This window comes from Reyranella sp. (assembly GCF_965228225.1).
Lineage (GTDB): Bacteria > Pseudomonadota > Alphaproteobacteria > Reyranellales > Reyranellaceae > Reyranella.
This window is the reverse complement of the sequence record NZ_OZ245801.1, coordinates 5567155-5584405: the sequence shown is the minus strand read 5'-3', so window position 1 is coordinate 5584405 and position 17251 is coordinate 5567155. Positions and strand designations below refer to the sequence as shown.

Below are 17251 nucleotides of genomic sequence, written 5' to 3'. Positions count from 1 at the left end.
AGCCCGATGGCAGACAATCATTCCGGCGACTTCGACGTCGTCCTGGTCGGCGCCGGCATCATGAGCATGACGCTGGCCACGTTCCTCAAGGAGCTGCAGCCCCATCTCAAGATCCAGATCCTCGAGCGGCTGGAAGGCGAGGCCCAGGAGAGTTCGGATCCCTGGAACAATGCCGGCACCGGCCACGCCGCCAACTGCGAGCTGAACTACACGCCGCAGCGTCCCGACGGCAGCGTCGACATCTCCAAGGCGCTGGAGGTCAATGTCGAGTTCGACATGTCGCGGCAGTTCTGGTCGTACCTGGTGAAGAAGGGCGCGATCGAGCGCGCCGATTCCTTCATCCATCCCGTGCCGCACATGAGTTTCGTGATCGGTGCCGATCGCGCGGCCTTCCTGAAGAAGCGCCACGCCACGATGAGCGCCCATCACTGCTATCGCGGCATGGAGTATTCCGAGGATCACAAGCAGATCGCCGAATGGGCGCCGCTGCTCATGGAGGGCCGCGATCCGGCCCAGGTCGTCGCCGCCACGCACATGGTGACGGGCTCCGACGTGAACTACGGCGCGTTGACGACCAACCTGCTGAACTACCTGCGGCGTCAGGACGGCTTCTCGATCCAGTTCAACCAGGAAGTCACCAACCTTCATCGCCGGACGGACGGCGGCTGGACGCTCGACGTCAAGGACGAGAAGTCCGGCGAGAAGAGGTCGGTCGGCGCCCGCCGCGTGTTCCTGGGCGCGGGCGGTGCCGCACTCACGCTGCTGCAGAAGTCCGGCATCCCCGAAGCCGACGGCTTCGCCGGCTTCCCGGTGAGCGGCATCTGGCTGCGTTCGGGCAAGCAGGAGATCGCCACCCGTCACATGGCCAAGGTCTACGGCATGGCGGCCAGCGGATCGCCGCCGATGTCGGTGCCCCACCTCGACACGCGCTATGTCGACGGCAAGCGCTGGCTTCTGTTCGGACCCTTCGCCGGCTTCTCGACCAAGTTCCTGAAGCACGGCTCGATGTTCGACCTGCCGCTGTCGCTGCGGCCGGACAATCTCCTGCAGCTGCTGGCCGTGGCGCGGGACAATCTTCCGCTCGAGGAATACCTGATCGGCCAGGTGCTGCAGACCAAGTCGCACCGTTTCGATGCGCTGCGCGAGTTCTATCCCGCCGTCGACGAGAAGGACTGGGAGTTCGACGTCGCCGGCCAGCGCGTCCAGATCATCAGGAAGGACATGGCGCGTACGGGCAAGCTGGAGTTCGGCACCGAGATCGTGCACTCGGCAGACTCCTCGATCGTGGCCCTGCTGGGCGCCTCGCCGGGCGCCTCCACCGCCGTCTGGATCATGGTCCACACGCTGGAGACCTGCTTCCACGAGGAGCTGGTCGGCCAATGGATGCCCAAGCTCAAGGAGATGATTCCCTCCTACGGCCAGGACCTCAAGACCGACGCGGCGCTGGTCGAGCGCGTGCGCAAGGATACGGCTGAAGTGCTGGGCCTGCACACGGTCTGATGACCGCCCCGCAGGCCCCGCTGACCGCCTCCCTGGACGTCCTGCTGCGCTTCGGCGCGCTGATGCTGCGCGCCGGCGACACCGCCTTCCGGGTGCGCGATGCCATGCGTCGCCTCGCCCATGCGCTCGCCATCGACCGGCTCGAGGTCGAGCTGTCGACCGTCGGCCTGGCCGCGACGGCGTGGACCGGAGGCGAGGCCACGACACTGGCACGCGAGATCGGTCCCCCCGGCGTCGATGCCTCGAAGATCGCCGCACTGGAATCTCTGTCGCTCCGCGCCGCTCCCGGCCTCGACACCGCGACACTGGAGGCCGAACTCGACCGGATCGAAAAGGCGGCCCCGTTGCACGGGCTGCTGTCGGTCGCGCTGTCGATGGCGGTCGCCTCGACGGCTTTCTCCTACCTCAACGGCGGCGACCTGCTGGCGACCGGTGCGGCGGCGGTCAGCGGCGGTATCGGCCAGGCGGCCCGGACCCTGCTGTCACGCCAGGGCTTCAACCAGTTCGCGATGACCGCCCTGTGCGCCGTGCTGGCGTCCGGCCTCTACTGCCTGATCGTGATCGGCTTCGGTGTGCGTACCTTCGCCTTCGCCCACGCGATCGGCTTCATCTCGTCGGTGCTGTTCCTGGTGCCGGGCTTCCCCCTGGTCGCCGCGCTGCTTGACCTGACGCAGCACCAGACCAGGGCCGGCATGACGCGTCTGTTCTACGGCGTGCTGCTGACGTTGAGCGCCGCCTGCGGCATGTCGGTGGTGGCGATGCTGGCCGGCCTTGCGCCGGCGCCGGCCGCGCCGCCGCCCGGCGCCATCGAGCCGCTCACCGTGCTGGGGCGGGCACTCGCCTGCTTCGCCGGCGGCTATGGCTACGGCATTCTGTTCAACAACCCGCATCGCACGGTTCTCGCGGTGGCGCTGCTGTCGATGGTCGGCAACGAGGTGCGCCTCGGACTGCACGATCTCGGTCTTGCCCTGCCACAGGCGACATTCTTCGGCGCGCTGGCGGTCGGGCTGGGCGCCTCGCTGCTGCGCGGTCGCCTGCACGCGCCGCGCATCGCGCTGACGGTGCCCAGCATCATCATGATGACGCCAGGCCTGTTCGCCTTCCAGACGATCGTGTTCCTGAACCAGGGCAAATCGCTGTCGGCGGTCGAGGCGGCCGCGACCTGCGGCTTCGCGGTCGGGGGCATGGCGATGGGTCTGATCGCCTCCCGCTTTCTCACCGAGCGGCAGTGGCGCTACGAGCGCTAGCGCCTTTCCGAATCCGATCGAATCACCAATACCAGCCTCATGCTGAGGAGCGCTCCGTTGGAGCGCGTCTCGAAGCATGGGCACGAGCACCCGTCTGTTACCCATCCTTCGAGACGCGGTCCGGAGTTTACCCCGAGGTATTCGAGGGGGCCGCTAAAACAACACGCTATGAATAGCCCGATAGCCTCACCCTGAGGAGCATCGCGCAGCGATGCGTCTCGAAGGGTGGGAACGCGCACCTTGCCTGTTGCCCATCCTTCGAGACGCCGCGCAGGGCGCGGCTCCTCAGGATGAGGTAAGTGCTTGAATCGATTCAATTCATTTCCGGCCAGACTCTCCGGATGAGGGGGTGCCGGTCGACGTGGAACGGAGAGCCTCGAGCGCCCGGAGGACTCGAAACTCGTCCTAACAGGCTACTCCGTCGCGACGTAGGGATGAACCATCTTCGACGGATCGACGACCTTGTCGAATTCGGCCTCGGTCACATACTCGAGCTTCAGCGCGGCTTCCTTCAGCGTGAGGTCGTGGTCGATCGCGTAGTGGGCGATCTTGGAGGCCTTGTCGTAGCCGATCACCGGCGCCAGCGCCGTCACCAGCATCAGCGAACGATCGACATATTCCTTGATCTTCTTGAGGTTGGGCTGGGTGCCCTCGACCAGGAACTTGCGGAAGTTGGCGCAGCCGTCGGTCATCAGCGTGATCGAATGCGCGATGTTGTAGATCATCAGCGGCTTGTAGACGTTCATCTCGAGATAGCCGCTGGCGCCGCCGAAGCCGACCGCCACGTCGTTCGCCATCACCTGGACCGCGATCATGGTCAGCGCCTCGGCCTGGGTCGGGTTGACCTTGCCCGGCATGATCGAGGAACCCGGCTCGTTCTCGGGGATGTGCAGCTCGGCGAAGCCGGCGCGCGGGCCGCAGGACATCAGGCGGATGTCGTTGCCGATCTTGTAGAGCGAGACCGCGAGTGTCCGGAAAGACCCCGAAAGCTGAACCAGCGCATCGTGTGCGCCCTGCACGGTGAACTTGTTGGGCGCCGTCACGAACGGCAGGCCCGTCAGCTTGGCGATCTCCGCCGCCGCCGCCACGTCAAAGCCCGGGGCCGCGTTGATGCCGGTACCGACTGCCGTACCGCCCAGCGCCAGGCGATAGACGTCCTTCAGCGAGTCCTCGATGCGCCCGATATTGTCGGCCAGCATGCCGGCATAACCCGACCATTCCTGGCCGAGCGTGATCGGCGTCGCATCCTGCATGTGGGTGCGGCCGATCTTCACGATGTCCTTCCATTCCCTGGCCTTGGCGTCGATCGCGTCGTGCAGCGCCTTCAGCGACGGCAGCAGCCGCTCCTTGGTGTTGACCGCCGCGGCGATGTACATGACCGACGGGAACGAATCGTTGGACGATTGCGACATGTTGACGTGATCGTTGGGATGCACCGGCGCCTTCGAGCCGAGCGGCGTGCCCGCGAGCTGGCAGCAGCGGTTCGAGATCACCTCGTTCACGTTCATGTTGAACTGCGTGCCGCTGCCGGTCATCCAGACGTGCAGCGGAAACATATCATGGTGCTGGCCGGCGAGGATCTCGTCGCAGGTCTCGAGGATCAGCTTGTGCGCCTGGTCGTCGAGTCGCTTGCCGTCATGGTTGGCGTTGGCGCAGGCCTTCTTCAGGGTCGCATAGGCGGTGATCATCTCGCGCGGCATCAGGTCCTTGCCGATGCTGAAATGCTCGAGCGACCGCTGCGTCTGGGCACCCCAGAGCTTGTCGGCCGGAACGCTCACTTCACCCAGGCTGTCTGTCTCTTTGCGAACGTCTGCCACGCGGCACCTCATCTGGTTTGGCGGCGTGACAGTACCCCAACCTTCCCCGTGCCGTCAGTCGTCCGATGTCCGGGCTTTCCGCAGGGATTTGACGGTGCCGTGACGTTTCTTGTCGTCGACCCGGCGGCGCTTCGCCGCGCGGCTCACCTTGGTCTTCACGCGCGGCGTCGGCTTGTGGGTCGCTTCTCGGATCAGCTCGATCAGGCGGGCCAGCGCCTCCTCCCGGTTCCGCAACTGGCTGCGCTGCCCCTGGGCGACCAGCACCAGCACGCCGTCGCGCGTCAGACGCCGTCCCGCGAGGCGCTCGAGCCGCTGGCGTACATCCTCCGGCAGCGAGGGCGAGCCGCGAACGTCGAAGCGAAGCTGCACCGCCGTCGAGGTGGTGTTGACGTGCTGGCCACCCGGGCCGGCGGCGCGCACGAAACTCTCCTGGATCTCATCCGGGTCGATCGACAGCGAGCCGGTCACCCGGATCGGCGCCGCCCCGGTCGTCGTCATTCCTTGCCGCCCGCCTTGCGCAGCATCGCCTCGATGGAGCCGCGATTGTTCTGCTTGGCATAGGTGACGGCCGTGCGGCCGGTGAAGTCGCGCGAGTTGGGGTCCGCCTTCTTGTCGAGGAGCAACCTCACGACCTCGGCATACCCTCGGCCCGAGGCGATCATCAGCGCCGTCTGTCCCTGACGGTTCTGTCCGCGCGGACTCGCATTGCGCCGCAGCAGGATGTCCACGATCTCGACGTCGCCCTTCTCGGCGGCGCGCATCAAGGCCGTGTATCCCTCGGGATCCATCGAATCGGGCAGCGCACCGCCCTTGAGGAGAGTCTCGACCACGGGGATGTGCCCGGCGCGGACCGCCACAGTCAGCAGCGGCTGACCGTTGTTGGCGGTCTGGTTCGGGCTCTCCTGCCTGAGCAGGGCCTGCCGCACCTTCTCCTCGTCGCCCTCGACGACCGCCTTGACGATCTGCTTCTGGCCGAACAGGTCCGAGCTCGACGACGACTGCGCCAGGACGGAGCCTGCCGGAACGATCATCGAGAGGGAGAGAAACGTTCGTCGAATCATGTCTTGCTCCCGCGGGTTTCCTGATAGCGGATCTCGATCCGGTCCCAGATCTGCGCCTCCAGCGAGACGCCGTCGAATCGATTGATCTGCTGCAGACCGGTCGGCGAGGTCACGTTGATCTCGGTGAGATAGTCGCCGATCACGTCGATGCCGACGAAGATGAGGCCGAGCCGCGCGAGCTCCGGCCCGATGATCTCGCACAGTTCGATGTCGCGACGGGTCAGCGTCGCCTTCACCGCCTTGCCGCCGACATGCATGTTGGAGCGCGCCTCGCCGGCCGCCGGCACGCGGTCGATGGCGCCGACCGCCTTGCCGTCGATCAGGATGATGCGCTTGTCGCCCTTGCGCACCTCCGGAAGGTAGCGCTGGGCGATCACCGGCTCACGGCTGCGCTGCGAGAACATCTCCAGCAGCGAGGCGAAATTCTCGTCGTCGGGACGCACGCGGAAGACGCCGGCGCCGCCATTGCCGAACAGGGGCTTCAGGATGATGTCCTGATGTTCGTCGCGGAACTCCCGCAGAGCGCGCGCATCGGCCGTGATCAGGGTCGGCGGCATCACATTGTCGAAATGGGTGACGAACAGCTTCTCCGGCGCGTTGCGCACGCTGGCCGGATCGTTCACCACCAGCGTCTTCGGATGGATGTGCTCGAGCAGATGCGTCGTGGTGATGTACGACATGTCGAACGGCGGATCCTGGCGCAGCAGCACGACATCGATGATCGAGAGGTCGATCATCTCGGGCGCGCCCAGCGTGAAGTGATTGCCCTTTTCGCGGCGCAGCTTCATCGGCTGCGCGCGGGCCATCACCTTGCGGTCGCGGAAGATCAGGTCGGGTGGCGTGTAGTGCCAAACCGCGTAGCCGCGCTTTTCGGCTTCCAATCCCAGCACGAAGGTCGAATCGCCGTCGATGTCGATCGTCGAGACATGGTCCATCTGGATGGCGACGTTGAGCTTCATGACAGTATCCTGACTTGGCGGCGCAAAACGAAAGTCGACTGGTTTCAGTTAAGGCCGCGTCGCAGTTCCTGCAACAGGGCCGAGGCACGGCGGCGGAGGTCGGGATCGCCGTCGAGTTCGAGCAGGCGCTGGTAGGCCGCGATCGCGGCCCGGCGCTTGTCGAGGCGTTCGTTGAGCTGACCCGCTTCGAACAACAGTTCCGTCCTGTCGGGCGCGATCGCCAGCATGCGGTCGAGGGAGCGTGCCACGCGCGGCCAGTCTTCGCGCTTCGCAAGCCGCAGCCGCACGTTGTTCTCGAGCCGCAGCAGCACGTCGCGGTCGGGAACGGGATCGAAATGCCCCGGCGCCAGCTCGGCCTCGGGTCCCAGGACCTGCCGCAGGAGCCTGCGCAGATCGGCGGCCTCGCGCACCGCCCCCTCATGGAAGGGATCGACCACGTGGCGCGCGCCGTCGATGCCGATGCGGATCAGGAAATGTCCGGGAAAGGCCAGGCCCTCGGCCTGCCAGCCCTGGGCGCGGGCGACATGCAGGTACAGGATCGACAGCGCGACCGGCAGGCCCTTGCGGCGCTCGATCACCCGCACGAGATCGGCGTTCTGGAGATCGTCGTACGTCTCGGCGTCGCCGCGATAGGCATAGGACCGCGCGATCACTTCGGAGAGCGAAGCGGGCGAGGCGCCGCGCCGATGCACCAGATCGGCCAGCTCGTCCGTCATCGCCGTGACGTGCTGGCGGAAGGGCGCGAGGTCGGTCGCCTCGCCGCGACCGAGCACGCTCAGCAGCAGCCCCGCCTCCAGAAGGTCGATGCGCTCGCCGTCGCCGGCACACAGATCCTTCAGCCGCGCCAGGTCACTCGTCAGATCGTCAGCCACGCATCACTCCGGCGCTTGCCACACGTCGGGCAGGTGGCGCGGCCACACACCCCCGACCAGCACCGCATCGAAGCGCACCGAGCAGGCGGCATAACGCGGGTGATGGGCGATGAACAGGCTGGCGGCGCGCGACACGCGGCCGAACTGCCGGTTGCCCAGCGCATCGGCGGCCTTCACGAAATCGCCGCGCGCCTTGACCTCGACGAAGGCCAGTACGTTGCCGCGCCGGGCGACGATGTCGATCTCGCCGAGCCTGGTCTTGTAGCGGCGCATCAGGATCGTGTAGCCGCCGAGCCGCAGCCGCCAGACCGCCCGCCATTCGGCCGCATGGCCCATGCGGTAGGCTTTCTGGCGGGCCTTCGTCGTCATGCCGCGCCCCGCTTCAGTTCGAGGGCGCGGGCATAGACGTCGCGCCGTTTCAGCCCGTAGCGCGCCGCCACCTCGGCGGCGGCGTCCTTGACGGAGGCGCCCGTCATGGCTTCGCGCAGCGCATCGTCGACGGTGCCGGCGCTGCGTTCGGTTTCGGCGGAGGGCGCCCCGATCACGATCACGATCTCGCCCTTCACGTCGGGATGGGCGGCGTAGTGGGCGGCCAGCGTGGCGAGCGGCGCGCGGCGCACCTCCTCGAACAGCTTGGTCAGCTCGCGCGCCACCGCGGCGGGACGATCACCCAGCAGGTCCGCCAGGTCGGCCAGCGATTCGGGCAGCCGGTGCGGCGCTTCGAAAAAAACCAGCGTCGACGGAATGGAAGCCACCTCGCCGATGGCCCGCCGCCGCTCCGTCCCTTTGGCGGGCAGGAAACCCGCGAAGAAGAAGCGGTCGGTCGGCAGCCCCGACAGAGCGAGCGCCATGGGAACGGAAGAAGCGCCGGGCGCCACCGTGACCGGATGCCCGGCCTCGACCGCCGCGCGCACCAGCCGATAGCCGGGATCCGATATCAGCGGCATGCCGGCGTCGGAGACCAGGGCGACGCTCTTGCCGGCCGCGAGGGCCCGCACGAGGCGCGGCTCGGATTTATCCTGGGTCGCGTCGCTGTAGGACACGGTCGGGGCGGAGATGCCGTAATGGGTCGCGAGTTTGGCGAACACCCGTGTGTCCTCGCAGGCGATCAGGTCGGCTGCCTGAAGCACGTCCAGTGCCCGCAGCGTAATGTCGCGCATGTTGCCGATCGGTGTGGCAACAATATGCAGTCCCGGGGCGAGCGGCGGTTTACGCGGCGGCTGCCCGCCGGTAGCTTGGGGTTGTTCGTCCAAGTTCATCTGATTCCGATCGCCGGAGTTTCGCGCCGATGCGTAGGTCATTCTTCGTGCTCGCCACCGCCGCCTTCCTGTTGGGTGCGTGCGGCGAGCCCCCCAAGACTAGCACGAGGACGGCGCAATCGGTGACCGTCACGCCGAAGGCCGGATCGCCGCTCACCGCATCGGGCAAGGTTCGCATCGCCCTGCTGCTGCCGCTCAGCGGCCGCGCCGCGCCGATCGGGCAGGCGATGCAGCAGGCGGCCGAAATGGCGCTGTTCGACAGCGGCGCCAAGGAACTGGCGCTGTCCGCCTACGACAGCGGGGAAAGCGCGGAAACCGCCGTCGAGGCCTATCGCAAAGCCCGCCTCGAAGGTGCAGCCCTCGTGCTGGGACCGCTCTACGGCACCTCGGCCAGCGCTCTGGTGCCGCTGGTGAGCCAGGGCGGCATGAACGTGATCGCCTTCTCCAATGACGAGCAGGTCGCGCAGCGCGGCGTCTGGATCATGGGCATCGCCGCCCCGCCGCAGGTCCGTCGCGTGGTCGATCATGCGTTCGAGTCCGGCATCCGCCGCTTCGCGACCTTCGTGCCGCAAACGCCCTATGGCGAGCAGATGGGCCGCACGCTCGAGACCTATGTCACGACTCGCGGCGGCACCGTGGTCGGCCGCGAGTTCTTCGATCCCAGCGGTTCGAACATCGCCACCCAGGCCCGCGAACTCGCGGCCTCGGCCAAGGGCGACGGCGGCAAGGTCGCCGTGCTCGTGCCGGTGGCGCCGCCCCTCCTGTCGACCGCGCTGGCCTCGCTGGCGACCAACGGCCTCGACGGCCGTGCGATCCAGCTGATCGGCACGGGTGTCTGGGACTTCCCCGGCGTCGGCTCGGAAACCATGCTGCGGGGTGCCTGGTATGCCGCCCCCGATCCGGCCAGGCGGGCCGACTTCGAGCGCCGGTTCGTTTCGACCTATGGGCGGCCGCCGCACCGGCTGGCGACCCTCGCCTATGACGGCGTGGGCCTCGCCGGCCAGCTCGCGCGGATGAAACCGGGCGGCGACTTCTCGGCCGAGGCGATCACCAATCCCAACGGCTGGTCCGGCGTCGATGGCATCTTCCGCTTCCTGCCCGACGGTCGCTCGGAGCGCGCGCTGGCCGTGATCGAGATCCAGGGCGACCGCGGCGTGGTCATCAGCCCCGCCCCCACGACCTTCGCGGGCCAGCCGACGAACTGAGATGGCCAACCCTCCCAAAGCGGGCCTGCCCCGCGCCATCCTGTTCGACATGGACGACACGCTGATCCGTGCCTACGCCCAACCGGAGGAGGCGTGGACCCGCCTGCTCCATGTCTTTTCCGCCCATCTCGACGCCCATGACGAGGCGGCCATCGCGCGCGTGCGGACGGCCGTCATGGAGGAGGCGCGAGCCTTCTGGAACGACCGGGCCGAGGCCGCGAAGTGGCGGCTCGACATCCCGGGCGCCCGTCGGCTGTCGGTCCGTCGCGGGCTCGCGAAGCTTGGCCGCGAGGACGACGAACTGGCCGACCGCATCGCCGATTCCTTCACTGAACTCAGGCGCAAGGAATACCGGCTCTATCCCGATGCCCATGCCACGGTCGACGCCCTGCGCGATGCCGGCGTCCGCCTGGCCCTCGTGACGAACGGCGCGGGCGAGACCCAGCGCGCCAAGATCGAGCGGTTCGAGCTCGCCCACCGCTTCCACCACATCCAGATCGAAGGCGAATTCGGCCAGGGCAAGCCGGAACTCGCGGTCTACCGTCACGCGCTCGAGCGGCTGGGTGTCGGTCCGGAAGACGCCTGGATGGTGGGCGACAATTACGAATGGGAAGTCGTGGCGCCGCAGGCGCTGGGCATGTGCGGCATCTGGTACGACCCGTTCGACGCCGGCGTGCCGGCGCACGCCACGGCCAAGCCGACGCGCATCATCAAGCGTCTGGCCGAACTGGTCGAGTAGAGAATCCCCGTCCTCCCCATTCAAATGAGGAGGCGTCGCGTCATACGCGACGGAGGGGTCCTGAGGCGGTCGTTCGTCCTTCGGCGCTCTCGGACATTGCAAGCTTAGCGGCTTGTAACCAAGCCGCAGCCTGTCGCTCAGGAGGCCGAGCTACGCTCGGCCTAGCGCGGCGGCACGCCGATCGCGGCGCGGTCGATGACGGCCTTCACCTCGGCGCTGCGGCGGCCGAGCGCGTAGCGCAGCCCGGTATAGAGGTTCACCGGGAACGGCATGTCGGCATTGAAGTCGATGATCAGTACGACGCGAGTCTCGTCGGTCTGGTTCTTGACCCAATGCTCGCGCGTATCGTCGAACACCAGCGGCACGCCTTCTTCCCAGAAGAAATGGTGGCCGCCGATCTCGATCCAGCACTTCTCGGGCTCGCTGGGCACGATCAGCGGATAGTGAAAGCGGACCACGCCCGCCGCGGAGCCGCGATGCGGCTCGATCTCGGCCCGGCCGGCCAGGATGCTGAACAGGGCCGTGTGCACGCCGGGTATCCGGTTGATGGCGGCCATCGTGTCGGGAACCGCTGCCGTGTTCTCCGTGATCTCGTGACCGTAGATCTTCAGGATGAAGGTGCGCCAGGCGCGCCCCGGCACGTAGAGGTCGCGCGGATGGACCTCGTGCAGGGTGGGGATTTCCTCGTGATGGCTGAGCAGGTAGTCGAGGTCGGCCTTGATCTGGGCGTGGCTCTTCCTGAGCTCGGCCAGGAAGGGAAACGACTTCAACGCCTCCTCTCCGGCCAGCGGCAGCTTGGGCATGTTCTGCAGGATCCAGTCCGAGAGCCTGAGATTTAGATTCTCGAGCGGCTCCTGGGGCACCCAGATGTTCTTCGTGAGATAGAAGCGGCCCTTCTGGCCAACGCCCTGCGGTACATTCGTCGTCGTCATGCGGGAGCAATCCTGCTGCTGCGAGTCCCGATTTTCTTGCACGAAAAGCGCGATTAGCTGCGGCATCGTGCGTCGAACAGCGGGTATTTCTGAGACAAACTTTTCCCCGATGCAATAACCCGAATGTCGCAAAAACCGTGTGGTCCGCTGCGTCGGCGAATGGCTTATGGTGCGGCCATGAAGACTGAAAATGCACAGGCTGCCGGCGCCTCGCCGGAGGCCATCCGTTCGCACTACGACGTCGGCAACGATTTCTATCGGCTGTGGCTCGACGAGACGATGACCTACTCCTCGGCGATGTGGCTCGACGAGAGCGACACCGCCCCACTGGCCGATGCCCAGCGCCGCAAGATCGACTGGCACCTGCGCAGCTCGGGCGCCGACCGCGCGACCTCCCTGCTCGACATCGGTTGCGGCTGGGGCGGCATGTTGCGCGCGGCCGTCGCGACGCGCGCGCCCGGAGCGCCGCCGCTGGCGCGCGGCGTCGGCCTGACCCTGAGCGACGCCCAGGCCGAACTCGCCCGCGCCGCGCTGCGCGAGGCCGGCTCGCCGCCCGTCGAGATCCGCGTCGAGAGCTGGGCCGACCATCGGCCGGCCGAGCCCTACGGCGCCATCATCTCGGTGGGCGCGTTCGAGCACTTCACCAAGCCCAAGGACGATGCGGCCACCAAGACCGCGATCTACCGCCACTTCTTCACGCGCTGCCACGACATGCTGGCGCCCGATGCCCGCATGACCTTGCAGACCATCGCCTACGGCGATCCCGACGACAAAGTGCCGATGGGTCCCCTGGTCGAAGACATCTTTCCCGAATCGGAACTGCCGCGCCTGCCGGAGATCCTGGCCGCCGCCAACGGGATCTTCGAGGTCGAGCGCTTCCGCAACGACCGCACCGACTACGGCCGGACCTGCGAAATCTGGGCGGCCAACCTCAAGAACCGGCGGGCCGAAGCGCTCGAGATGGTCGGCAAGGAGCAGACGCGACGCTACGAGCGCTACCTCAAATTCTCCGCCTGGGGCTTCTTTTCGCACCGCCTGCACCTGCTGCGCTTCCGCCTCAAGCGCCGCTAGCCGGGAGCCGCCATGACCGCGCTCGACGCCTTCGCCGCCAGCGTCACGGCCGACGCACCGCCCGCCGGGTCCAGCCCGGCGCTGCAGGCCCTGTGGTGGATGCGCCGGGGCGACTGGGCGCGGGCCCACGAATGCGTTCAGGCGCACGAGGGTGAACCCGACTGCGACAGCGTCCACGCCCATCTCCATCGCCAGGAGGGCGATCTGGCGAATGCCGGCTACTGGTATCGCCGCGCCGGCCGGCCGGTGTCGCAGCAGCCGCTGGACGCGGAATGGGGCGCGCTCGCGGCGGAGCTGCTCACGAGGACCTGACTCGAGGTCGTCTATTCAGCACACCCCACGCAAAATACCGGACAATATCGCCCCTCCCACGGTACCAGGATACCGGCGCCAGAGGTGCGACTCTCGCTTCGAATGTTTCGTTTATTTCGTTTATTTCGTTTGGGCGCCGTCACGACGGCACCGGGGAAGCCCTGGTCCGCGCCTCATGAACCGGGCGCGGGCGATCGCAGGTTGCGCAAAGAGCCGCTGCGGTCCGCTTTTCGAGGGACTCTCGAGTCGCAGGCGATAGCCCTGAGACGTCGGAAAATTCGCGCCCCGCCGGCTACTTGTCTTCCGGCTTCAGCATCAGCCGCTCGACCCGGCCGCCCTTGACCAGGTGGGTGTCCAGCACCTCGTCGACGTCTTCCTTGGTCGGCACCCGGTACCAGATGCCTTCGGGATAGATGACGAGGGTCGGCCCCAGCTCGCAGCGGTCGAGGCAGCCGGCATTGTTGATGCGCACGTTCTTGAGGCCGAGCGCCTTGGCGCGGCTCTTCATGTGGTCGCGCAGGGCCTCGCCGCCGCGTTCGGCGCAGCAGCCGCGCGGATGGCCGGCGGGACGCCGGTTGGTGCAGCAGAAGACGTGGGCTTCGTAGTAGGGCTTGGGATCGGCTGGCTTGTCGCGCTGGCTCATGACCCGGCTATTCCTTCTTGGTCGATCCGCCCGAGGCGATGTTGGCGAGCTGGGACCAGAAGACCTGCTGCATCTGCTGCATCTGGTCCATGCCCTGCATGGAGGCGGGCAGCCATGTCTTGAAGATCGTCTCGGGGTTCATCGACCCCAGGCTGGAGCGCAGGCGCTCCTCGATCTCGTTCATGATGCGATCCTGCATGGGCTTGATGTCCGGCAGGCCCATGAAGGCGCGAGCCTCCTCGGGCGTGCAGGTCACTTCGACATTCACCTTCATGGGCCACTCCGTTTTGACGAGCTTAGCATGCTATGACCCGGGCATGACGATCCCCCGATTGGCCCCCGTGTTGGCCCCCTGGCTGACCAAGAATCCGCGCGCCGCGCGCCCCCTCGAATTCGGTCGCGAACAGCAGTTCGTGATCAATCCCAACGGGATTTCCGAACTGTGCGAGGAGCTGAAGGCCTGCCCGGCGCACAAGCCGACGCCGCTCTACGAGCTGCCGGCGCTGGCCCAGCGGCTGGGCGTGGGCGAGATCCGGGTGAAGGACGAGAGCCAGCGCTTCGGCTTCGGCGCCTTCAAGGCGCTGGGTGGCGTGATCGCCGTCGCCAACGTGCTGACCGGCGCGGTCGGCGACGCCACTCATTCCTCCGTGTCCTTCGAGAGCGTGATGAAGGGCGAGCACCGCGACGTCACCGGCCGCTTCGTCTTCACCGCCGCCAGTTCGGGCAATCACGGCCGCTCGGTCGCCGCCGGCGCCAAGCTGTTCGGCAATCGCTGCGTGATCTTCCTGCCGAAGTTCACCAGCGCCGAGAAGGAAGCCGCCATCCGGGCACGCGGCGCCGAGGTGATCCGGGTCGATGGCGACTACGATACCGCCGTCGCCGAGTGCCGCCGCCAGGCCGAAGCCAACGGCTGGACGATCATCTCCGACACGTCGTGGGAGGGCTACGATTCGGTGCCGCGCAGCGTCATGCGCGGCTATTGCGTGCTGGTCCACGAGGCGGCGGTCGAGCAATGGGGCGCCGCGCCCACCCATGTCTTCGTGCAGGCCGGCGTCGGCGGACTGGCGGCGGCGGTGATCGGCTATCTCTGGGCGGTGTGCGACGAGCGCCCCATTTCGATCGTGGTCGAACCCGAGAGCGCGGATTGCTGGTTCCAGAGCAACCTCGCCGGCAAGCCGACGCTGGCCAGCGGCAATGCCGACACGGTGATGGGCGGTCTCGCCTGCCGCGAGATCTCGCCCGTGACCTGGCCGATCATCGGCGCGGCGGCCGACTGGTTCATGACCATCCAGGAGGACGGCGTCCTGCCGGCCCGCCGGCTCTACGCCGACCCGCTGGGCCACGATCCGGCGATCCTCTCCGGCCCCTCGGGCTGCGCCGGCCTCGCCGGCCTGATGCGGGTCTGTACCGACGCGGCCGCCTTCGAGGCGCTGGGCCTCGGCCCGACCTCGCGCGTGCTGCTGATCAACAGCGAGGGCAATCTGGGCGAACCCCTGCCGTCCTGAGCCCGCTCGTGGAGTGACGACGATGCCGGTCCCCGTCGAATACAAGCGCGCGTCGATGGACTTCGAGCAGTTCATGCTCGATGCGCGGGACATTTCCGGCCTCGCCACCACGCATCAGACCTACACGATGGTGCAGGGCGTGTTTCAGGCCTTTCGCCGCCGCCTCGACGTGAAGGAGTCGATTCGGTTCGCCAACGTGTTGCCGCCCGTCCTGCGCGCGCTGTTCGTCGCCGATTGGGATCTCGACGAACCGCGCCGTCCGTTCGCCGACCGGGCCACGATGACCCACGAAGTGCAGGCGCTGCGCCCCGACCACAACTTCGCCCCCGATTCCTCGATCGGGAGCGTAGCCGCCGCCCTGCGCCGGAACATCGACCAAGCCGCACTGGATCGCGTGCTGACAGGATTGCCGCCCGGCGCCCTGGCCTTCTGGCAGGTCGATTGACCGTCAGTTGTCCTTTCCCTCCCTCTGCCCGCTGTGGTAGCAAATTTCGCCGAATGATCCGGCAGGGGGAGATACAAGGGAATGAACGTGGGGAAACTGGCGGGCCTTGGCCGCCTGATGATTTCTGTCGGCCTGCTGTCGACGTCTGCGGCGTGTGCGACGGTGGTCGGTGGCACCACCCAGGAAGTCTACGTCGATAGCGAGCCGAAGGGCGCCACCTGCGCGGTCAATCGCCAGGGCGCCACCGTCGGGTTCATCAGGCCGACACCGGGCAAGGTGGGCCTCTCGCGCTCCAAGGAAACCGTCATCCTGAGCTGCAACCTCGACGGCTACGAGCAGTCGAACGAGGTCCTGGTCGCCAGCTTCACCGGTGCCACGGTGGGCAACATCCTGCTGGGCGGACTGGTCGGCGTCGCCATCGATGCGGCCTCCGGCGCCAACAACAAGTACCCCGAGCGCGTGATGGTCATCCTGACCCCCGCGAGCTTCCCCAGCGACGAGGCGCGCGATGCCCACTATGCCGGCATTCGCCAGCGCATCGAAGCCGGCGCCAAGGCCGAAATCGACCTCGTGAACACGCGCTGCAGCTCGACGAACCGCGAACTCTGCACGATCGAGGCCAAGCAGATCGCCGATGCCCGCGACAAGGCGCTGGCCGATCTCGACCGCCGCCGGCTGGCCGCGAAGGTGGTCCCGGCCTGACGTCGGCTCGCTGACGTTCTTGTCTCGCTGCACGAAGCGACGCATCCTGCGGGTCAATCACAGGAGTTCCGTTTCGTGCAGCTTCAGCTCAAGACCTGGCAGTTCGTCGACGACTATCTCAAGACCAAGACCGGCATCATCATCCCCATCGGCTCGACCGAGCAGCACGGCCCCACGGGCCTGATCGGCACCGACGCGCTGACCGCCGAGATGATCGCCCGCGGCGCCGGCGAGAAGGTGGGCGCGCTGGTGGCGCCGACCATCTCGGTCGGCATGGCGCAGCATCATCTCGACTTCGCCGGCTCGATAACGCTCAAGCCGACCACCCTGATCGCCGTGGTGCGCGACACGGTGGTGTCGCTGGCGCGGCATGGCTTCACCCGCTTCTTCTTCGTGAACGGCCATGGCGGCAACATCGCCACCGTCACGGCGGCCTTCTCCGAGATCTATGCCGAGCGCTCGATGGAGCGGATGAGCAACCAGCCCTCCATCAAGTGCGCGCTGCGCAACTGGTGGGACGGGCCGGGCATCAAGCGGCTGAGTTCCGAACTCTACCCGACCGGCGAAGGCAGCCACGCCACCGCCTCCGAGGTGGCGCTGACCTGGTACAAGTATCCCGAGACGATCCAGCGCAAGGAGATGGAGCCGCGCATCGCGCCGAACGGCTCGTTCGCCGACGCCGAGGATTATCGCCGCACCTTCCCCGACGGCCGCATCGGCTCGGATCCCAACCAGGCGACGCCCGAGCACGGCAAGCGCTTCTACGACACCGCCGTCGAAGAGGTCGCCCGCGACTACGAAGCCTGGGTGGCGCGGTAGAGTTTTTCTACAACTACCTCACCCTGAGGAGCGCTCCGCAGGAGCGCGTCTCGAAGGGTGGGCACGAGCACCTCGTCTGTTGCCCATCCTTCGAGACGCCGCGCTTCGCACGGCTCCTCAGGATGAGGTTTAGTGGGTGAACCCGCCGCGGAATGCCCCAAAC

At 67.2% G+C, this 17251-nt stretch carries 20 protein-coding genes; 10 read left to right on the top strand and 10 right to left on the bottom strand.

Annotation, left to right across the window (positions count from 1 at the left end):
* The first annotated feature begins 6 nt into the window (after positions 1–6).
* Both mqo and ACO07K_RS27070 read left to right on the top strand, forming a co-directional pair.
* Positions 7–1500, top strand: coding sequence for a malate dehydrogenase (quinone) (mqo, locus tag ACO07K_RS27075; protein ID WP_422033451.1), 1494 nt, complete (start codon positions 7–9; stop codon positions 1498–1500).
* The gene (locus ACO07K_RS27070) at positions 1500–2747 is read left to right on the top strand and encodes a threonine/serine ThrE exporter family protein (RefSeq protein WP_422033449.1); all 1248 of its coding nucleotides are present in this window, start codon (positions 1500–1502) and stop codon (positions 2745–2747) included. The genes mqo and ACO07K_RS27070 overlap by 1 nt, the downstream gene beginning before the upstream one ends.
* A gap of 413 nt (positions 2748–3160) precedes the next feature.
* On the opposite strand, the gene fumC is transcribed toward ACO07K_RS27070, so the two are convergent.
* From fumC to rsmI, 7 genes are read right to left on the bottom strand one after another with little or no spacing between them, the layout of a single operon-like run.
* Positions 3161–4564, bottom strand: coding sequence for a class II fumarate hydratase (gene fumC, locus ACO07K_RS27065; protein WP_422033447.1), 1404 nt, complete (start codon positions 4562–4564; stop codon positions 3161–3163).
* Between the two features lie 54 nt (positions 4565–4618).
* On the bottom strand, positions 4619–5062 hold the full coding sequence (gene arfB, locus ACO07K_RS27060; protein ID WP_422033445.1) for an alternative ribosome rescue aminoacyl-tRNA hydrolase ArfB: 444 nt from the start codon (positions 5060–5062) through the stop codon (positions 4619–4621).
* On the bottom strand, positions 5059–5625 hold the full coding sequence (locus ACO07K_RS27055) for an ankyrin repeat domain-containing protein (RefSeq protein WP_422033443.1): 567 nt from the start codon (positions 5623–5625) through the stop codon (positions 5059–5061). The genes arfB and ACO07K_RS27055 overlap by 4 nt, the downstream gene beginning before the upstream one ends.
* On the bottom strand, positions 5622–6584 hold the full coding sequence (gene gshB / locus ACO07K_RS27050; protein ID WP_422033441.1) for a glutathione synthase: 963 nt from the start codon (positions 6582–6584) through the stop codon (positions 5622–5624). The genes ACO07K_RS27055 and gshB overlap by 4 nt, the downstream gene beginning before the upstream one ends.
* A gap of 44 nt (positions 6585–6628) precedes the next feature.
* Positions 6629–7456, bottom strand: coding sequence for a SirB1 family protein (locus ACO07K_RS27045; RefSeq protein WP_422033439.1), 828 nt, complete (start codon positions 7454–7456; stop codon positions 6629–6631).
* A 3-nt stretch (positions 7457–7459) separates the two neighbouring features.
* Positions 7460–7825: a YraN family protein gene (locus ACO07K_RS27040; protein WP_422033437.1), complete on the bottom strand. Its 366-nt coding sequence runs from the start codon at positions 7823–7825 to the stop codon at positions 7460–7462.
* On the bottom strand, positions 7822–8757 hold the full coding sequence (rsmI, locus tag ACO07K_RS27035) for a 16S rRNA (cytidine(1402)-2'-O)-methyltransferase (protein WP_422033435.1): 936 nt from the start codon (positions 8755–8757) through the stop codon (positions 7822–7824). The genes ACO07K_RS27040 and rsmI overlap by 4 nt, the downstream gene beginning before the upstream one ends.
* Between rsmI and ACO07K_RS27030 the strand changes: the two genes are divergently transcribed.
* Together ACO07K_RS27030 and ACO07K_RS27025 are read left to right on the top strand one after the other, a co-directional pair.
* Complete coding sequence (locus tag ACO07K_RS27030; protein ID WP_422033433.1) at positions 8745–9920, top strand: penicillin-binding protein activator; 1176 nt, start codon at positions 8745–8747, stop codon at positions 9918–9920. The two genes, rsmI and ACO07K_RS27030, sit on opposite strands and share 13 nt — an antisense overlap.
* 1 nt (position 9921) lies before the next feature.
* Positions 9922–10659 (top strand): HAD family hydrolase, encoded by a 738-nt coding sequence (locus ACO07K_RS27025; RefSeq protein WP_422033431.1) that lies wholly within the window; start codon positions 9922–9924, stop codon positions 10657–10659.
* A gap of 161 nt (positions 10660–10820) precedes the next feature.
* Here the strand turns inward: ACO07K_RS27025 and ACO07K_RS27020 are convergent, their stop codons facing one another.
* Entirely contained in the window at positions 10821–11591 is a 771-nt protein-coding gene (locus tag ACO07K_RS27020; RefSeq protein ID WP_422033429.1) for an aspartyl/asparaginyl beta-hydroxylase domain-containing protein, read from the bottom strand.
* Between the two features lie 177 nt (positions 11592–11768).
* Here ACO07K_RS27020 and ACO07K_RS27015 point away from each other — a divergent pair, with 177 nt between their 5' ends.
* Both ACO07K_RS27015 and ACO07K_RS27010 read left to right on the top strand, forming a co-directional pair.
* Positions 11769–12662, top strand: coding sequence for a class I SAM-dependent methyltransferase (locus ACO07K_RS27015; RefSeq protein WP_422033427.1), 894 nt, complete (start codon positions 11769–11771; stop codon positions 12660–12662).
* Between the two features lie 12 nt (positions 12663–12674).
* On the top strand, positions 12675–12974 hold the full coding sequence (locus tag ACO07K_RS27010; RefSeq protein WP_422033425.1) for a hypothetical protein: 300 nt from the start codon (positions 12675–12677) through the stop codon (positions 12972–12974).
* 292 nt (positions 12975–13266) lie between these two features.
* Here ACO07K_RS27010 and ACO07K_RS27005 read toward each other — a convergent pair whose 3' ends face one another.
* Together ACO07K_RS27005 and ACO07K_RS27000 are read right to left on the bottom strand one after the other, a co-directional pair.
* The gene (locus ACO07K_RS27005; RefSeq protein WP_422033423.1) at positions 13267–13617 is read right to left on the bottom strand and encodes a (2Fe-2S) ferredoxin domain-containing protein; all 351 of its coding nucleotides are present in this window, start codon (positions 13615–13617) and stop codon (positions 13267–13269) included.
* 7 nt (positions 13618–13624) lie between these two features.
* Positions 13625–13891, bottom strand: coding sequence for a DUF6489 family protein (locus ACO07K_RS27000; protein ID WP_298311327.1), 267 nt, complete (start codon positions 13889–13891; stop codon positions 13625–13627).
* Between the two features lie 43 nt (positions 13892–13934).
* Between ACO07K_RS27000 and ACO07K_RS26995 the strand changes: the two genes are divergently transcribed.
* The 4 genes from ACO07K_RS26995 to ACO07K_RS26980 all read left to right on the top strand — a co-directional run bounded on the left by ACO07K_RS26995 (position 13935) and on the right by ACO07K_RS26980 (position 17088).
* Positions 13935–15122, top strand: a complete 1188-nt coding sequence (locus tag ACO07K_RS26995; protein ID WP_422033421.1) for a diaminopropionate ammonia-lyase — start codon at positions 13935–13937, stop codon at positions 15120–15122.
* 22 nt (positions 15123–15144) lie between these two features.
* Entirely contained in the window at positions 15145–15567 is a 423-nt protein-coding gene (locus tag ACO07K_RS26990; protein ID WP_422033420.1) for a DUF2267 domain-containing protein, read from the top strand.
* Between the two features lie 81 nt (positions 15568–15648).
* Positions 15649–16269, top strand: a complete 621-nt coding sequence (locus ACO07K_RS26985) for a hypothetical protein (RefSeq protein WP_422033418.1) — start codon at positions 15649–15651, stop codon at positions 16267–16269.
* A 75-nt stretch (positions 16270–16344) separates the two neighbouring features.
* On the top strand, positions 16345–17088 hold the full coding sequence (locus tag ACO07K_RS26980) for a creatininase family protein (RefSeq protein ID WP_298311336.1): 744 nt from the start codon (positions 16345–16347) through the stop codon (positions 17086–17088).
* The last annotated feature ends 163 nt before the right edge of the window (positions 17089–17251 follow it).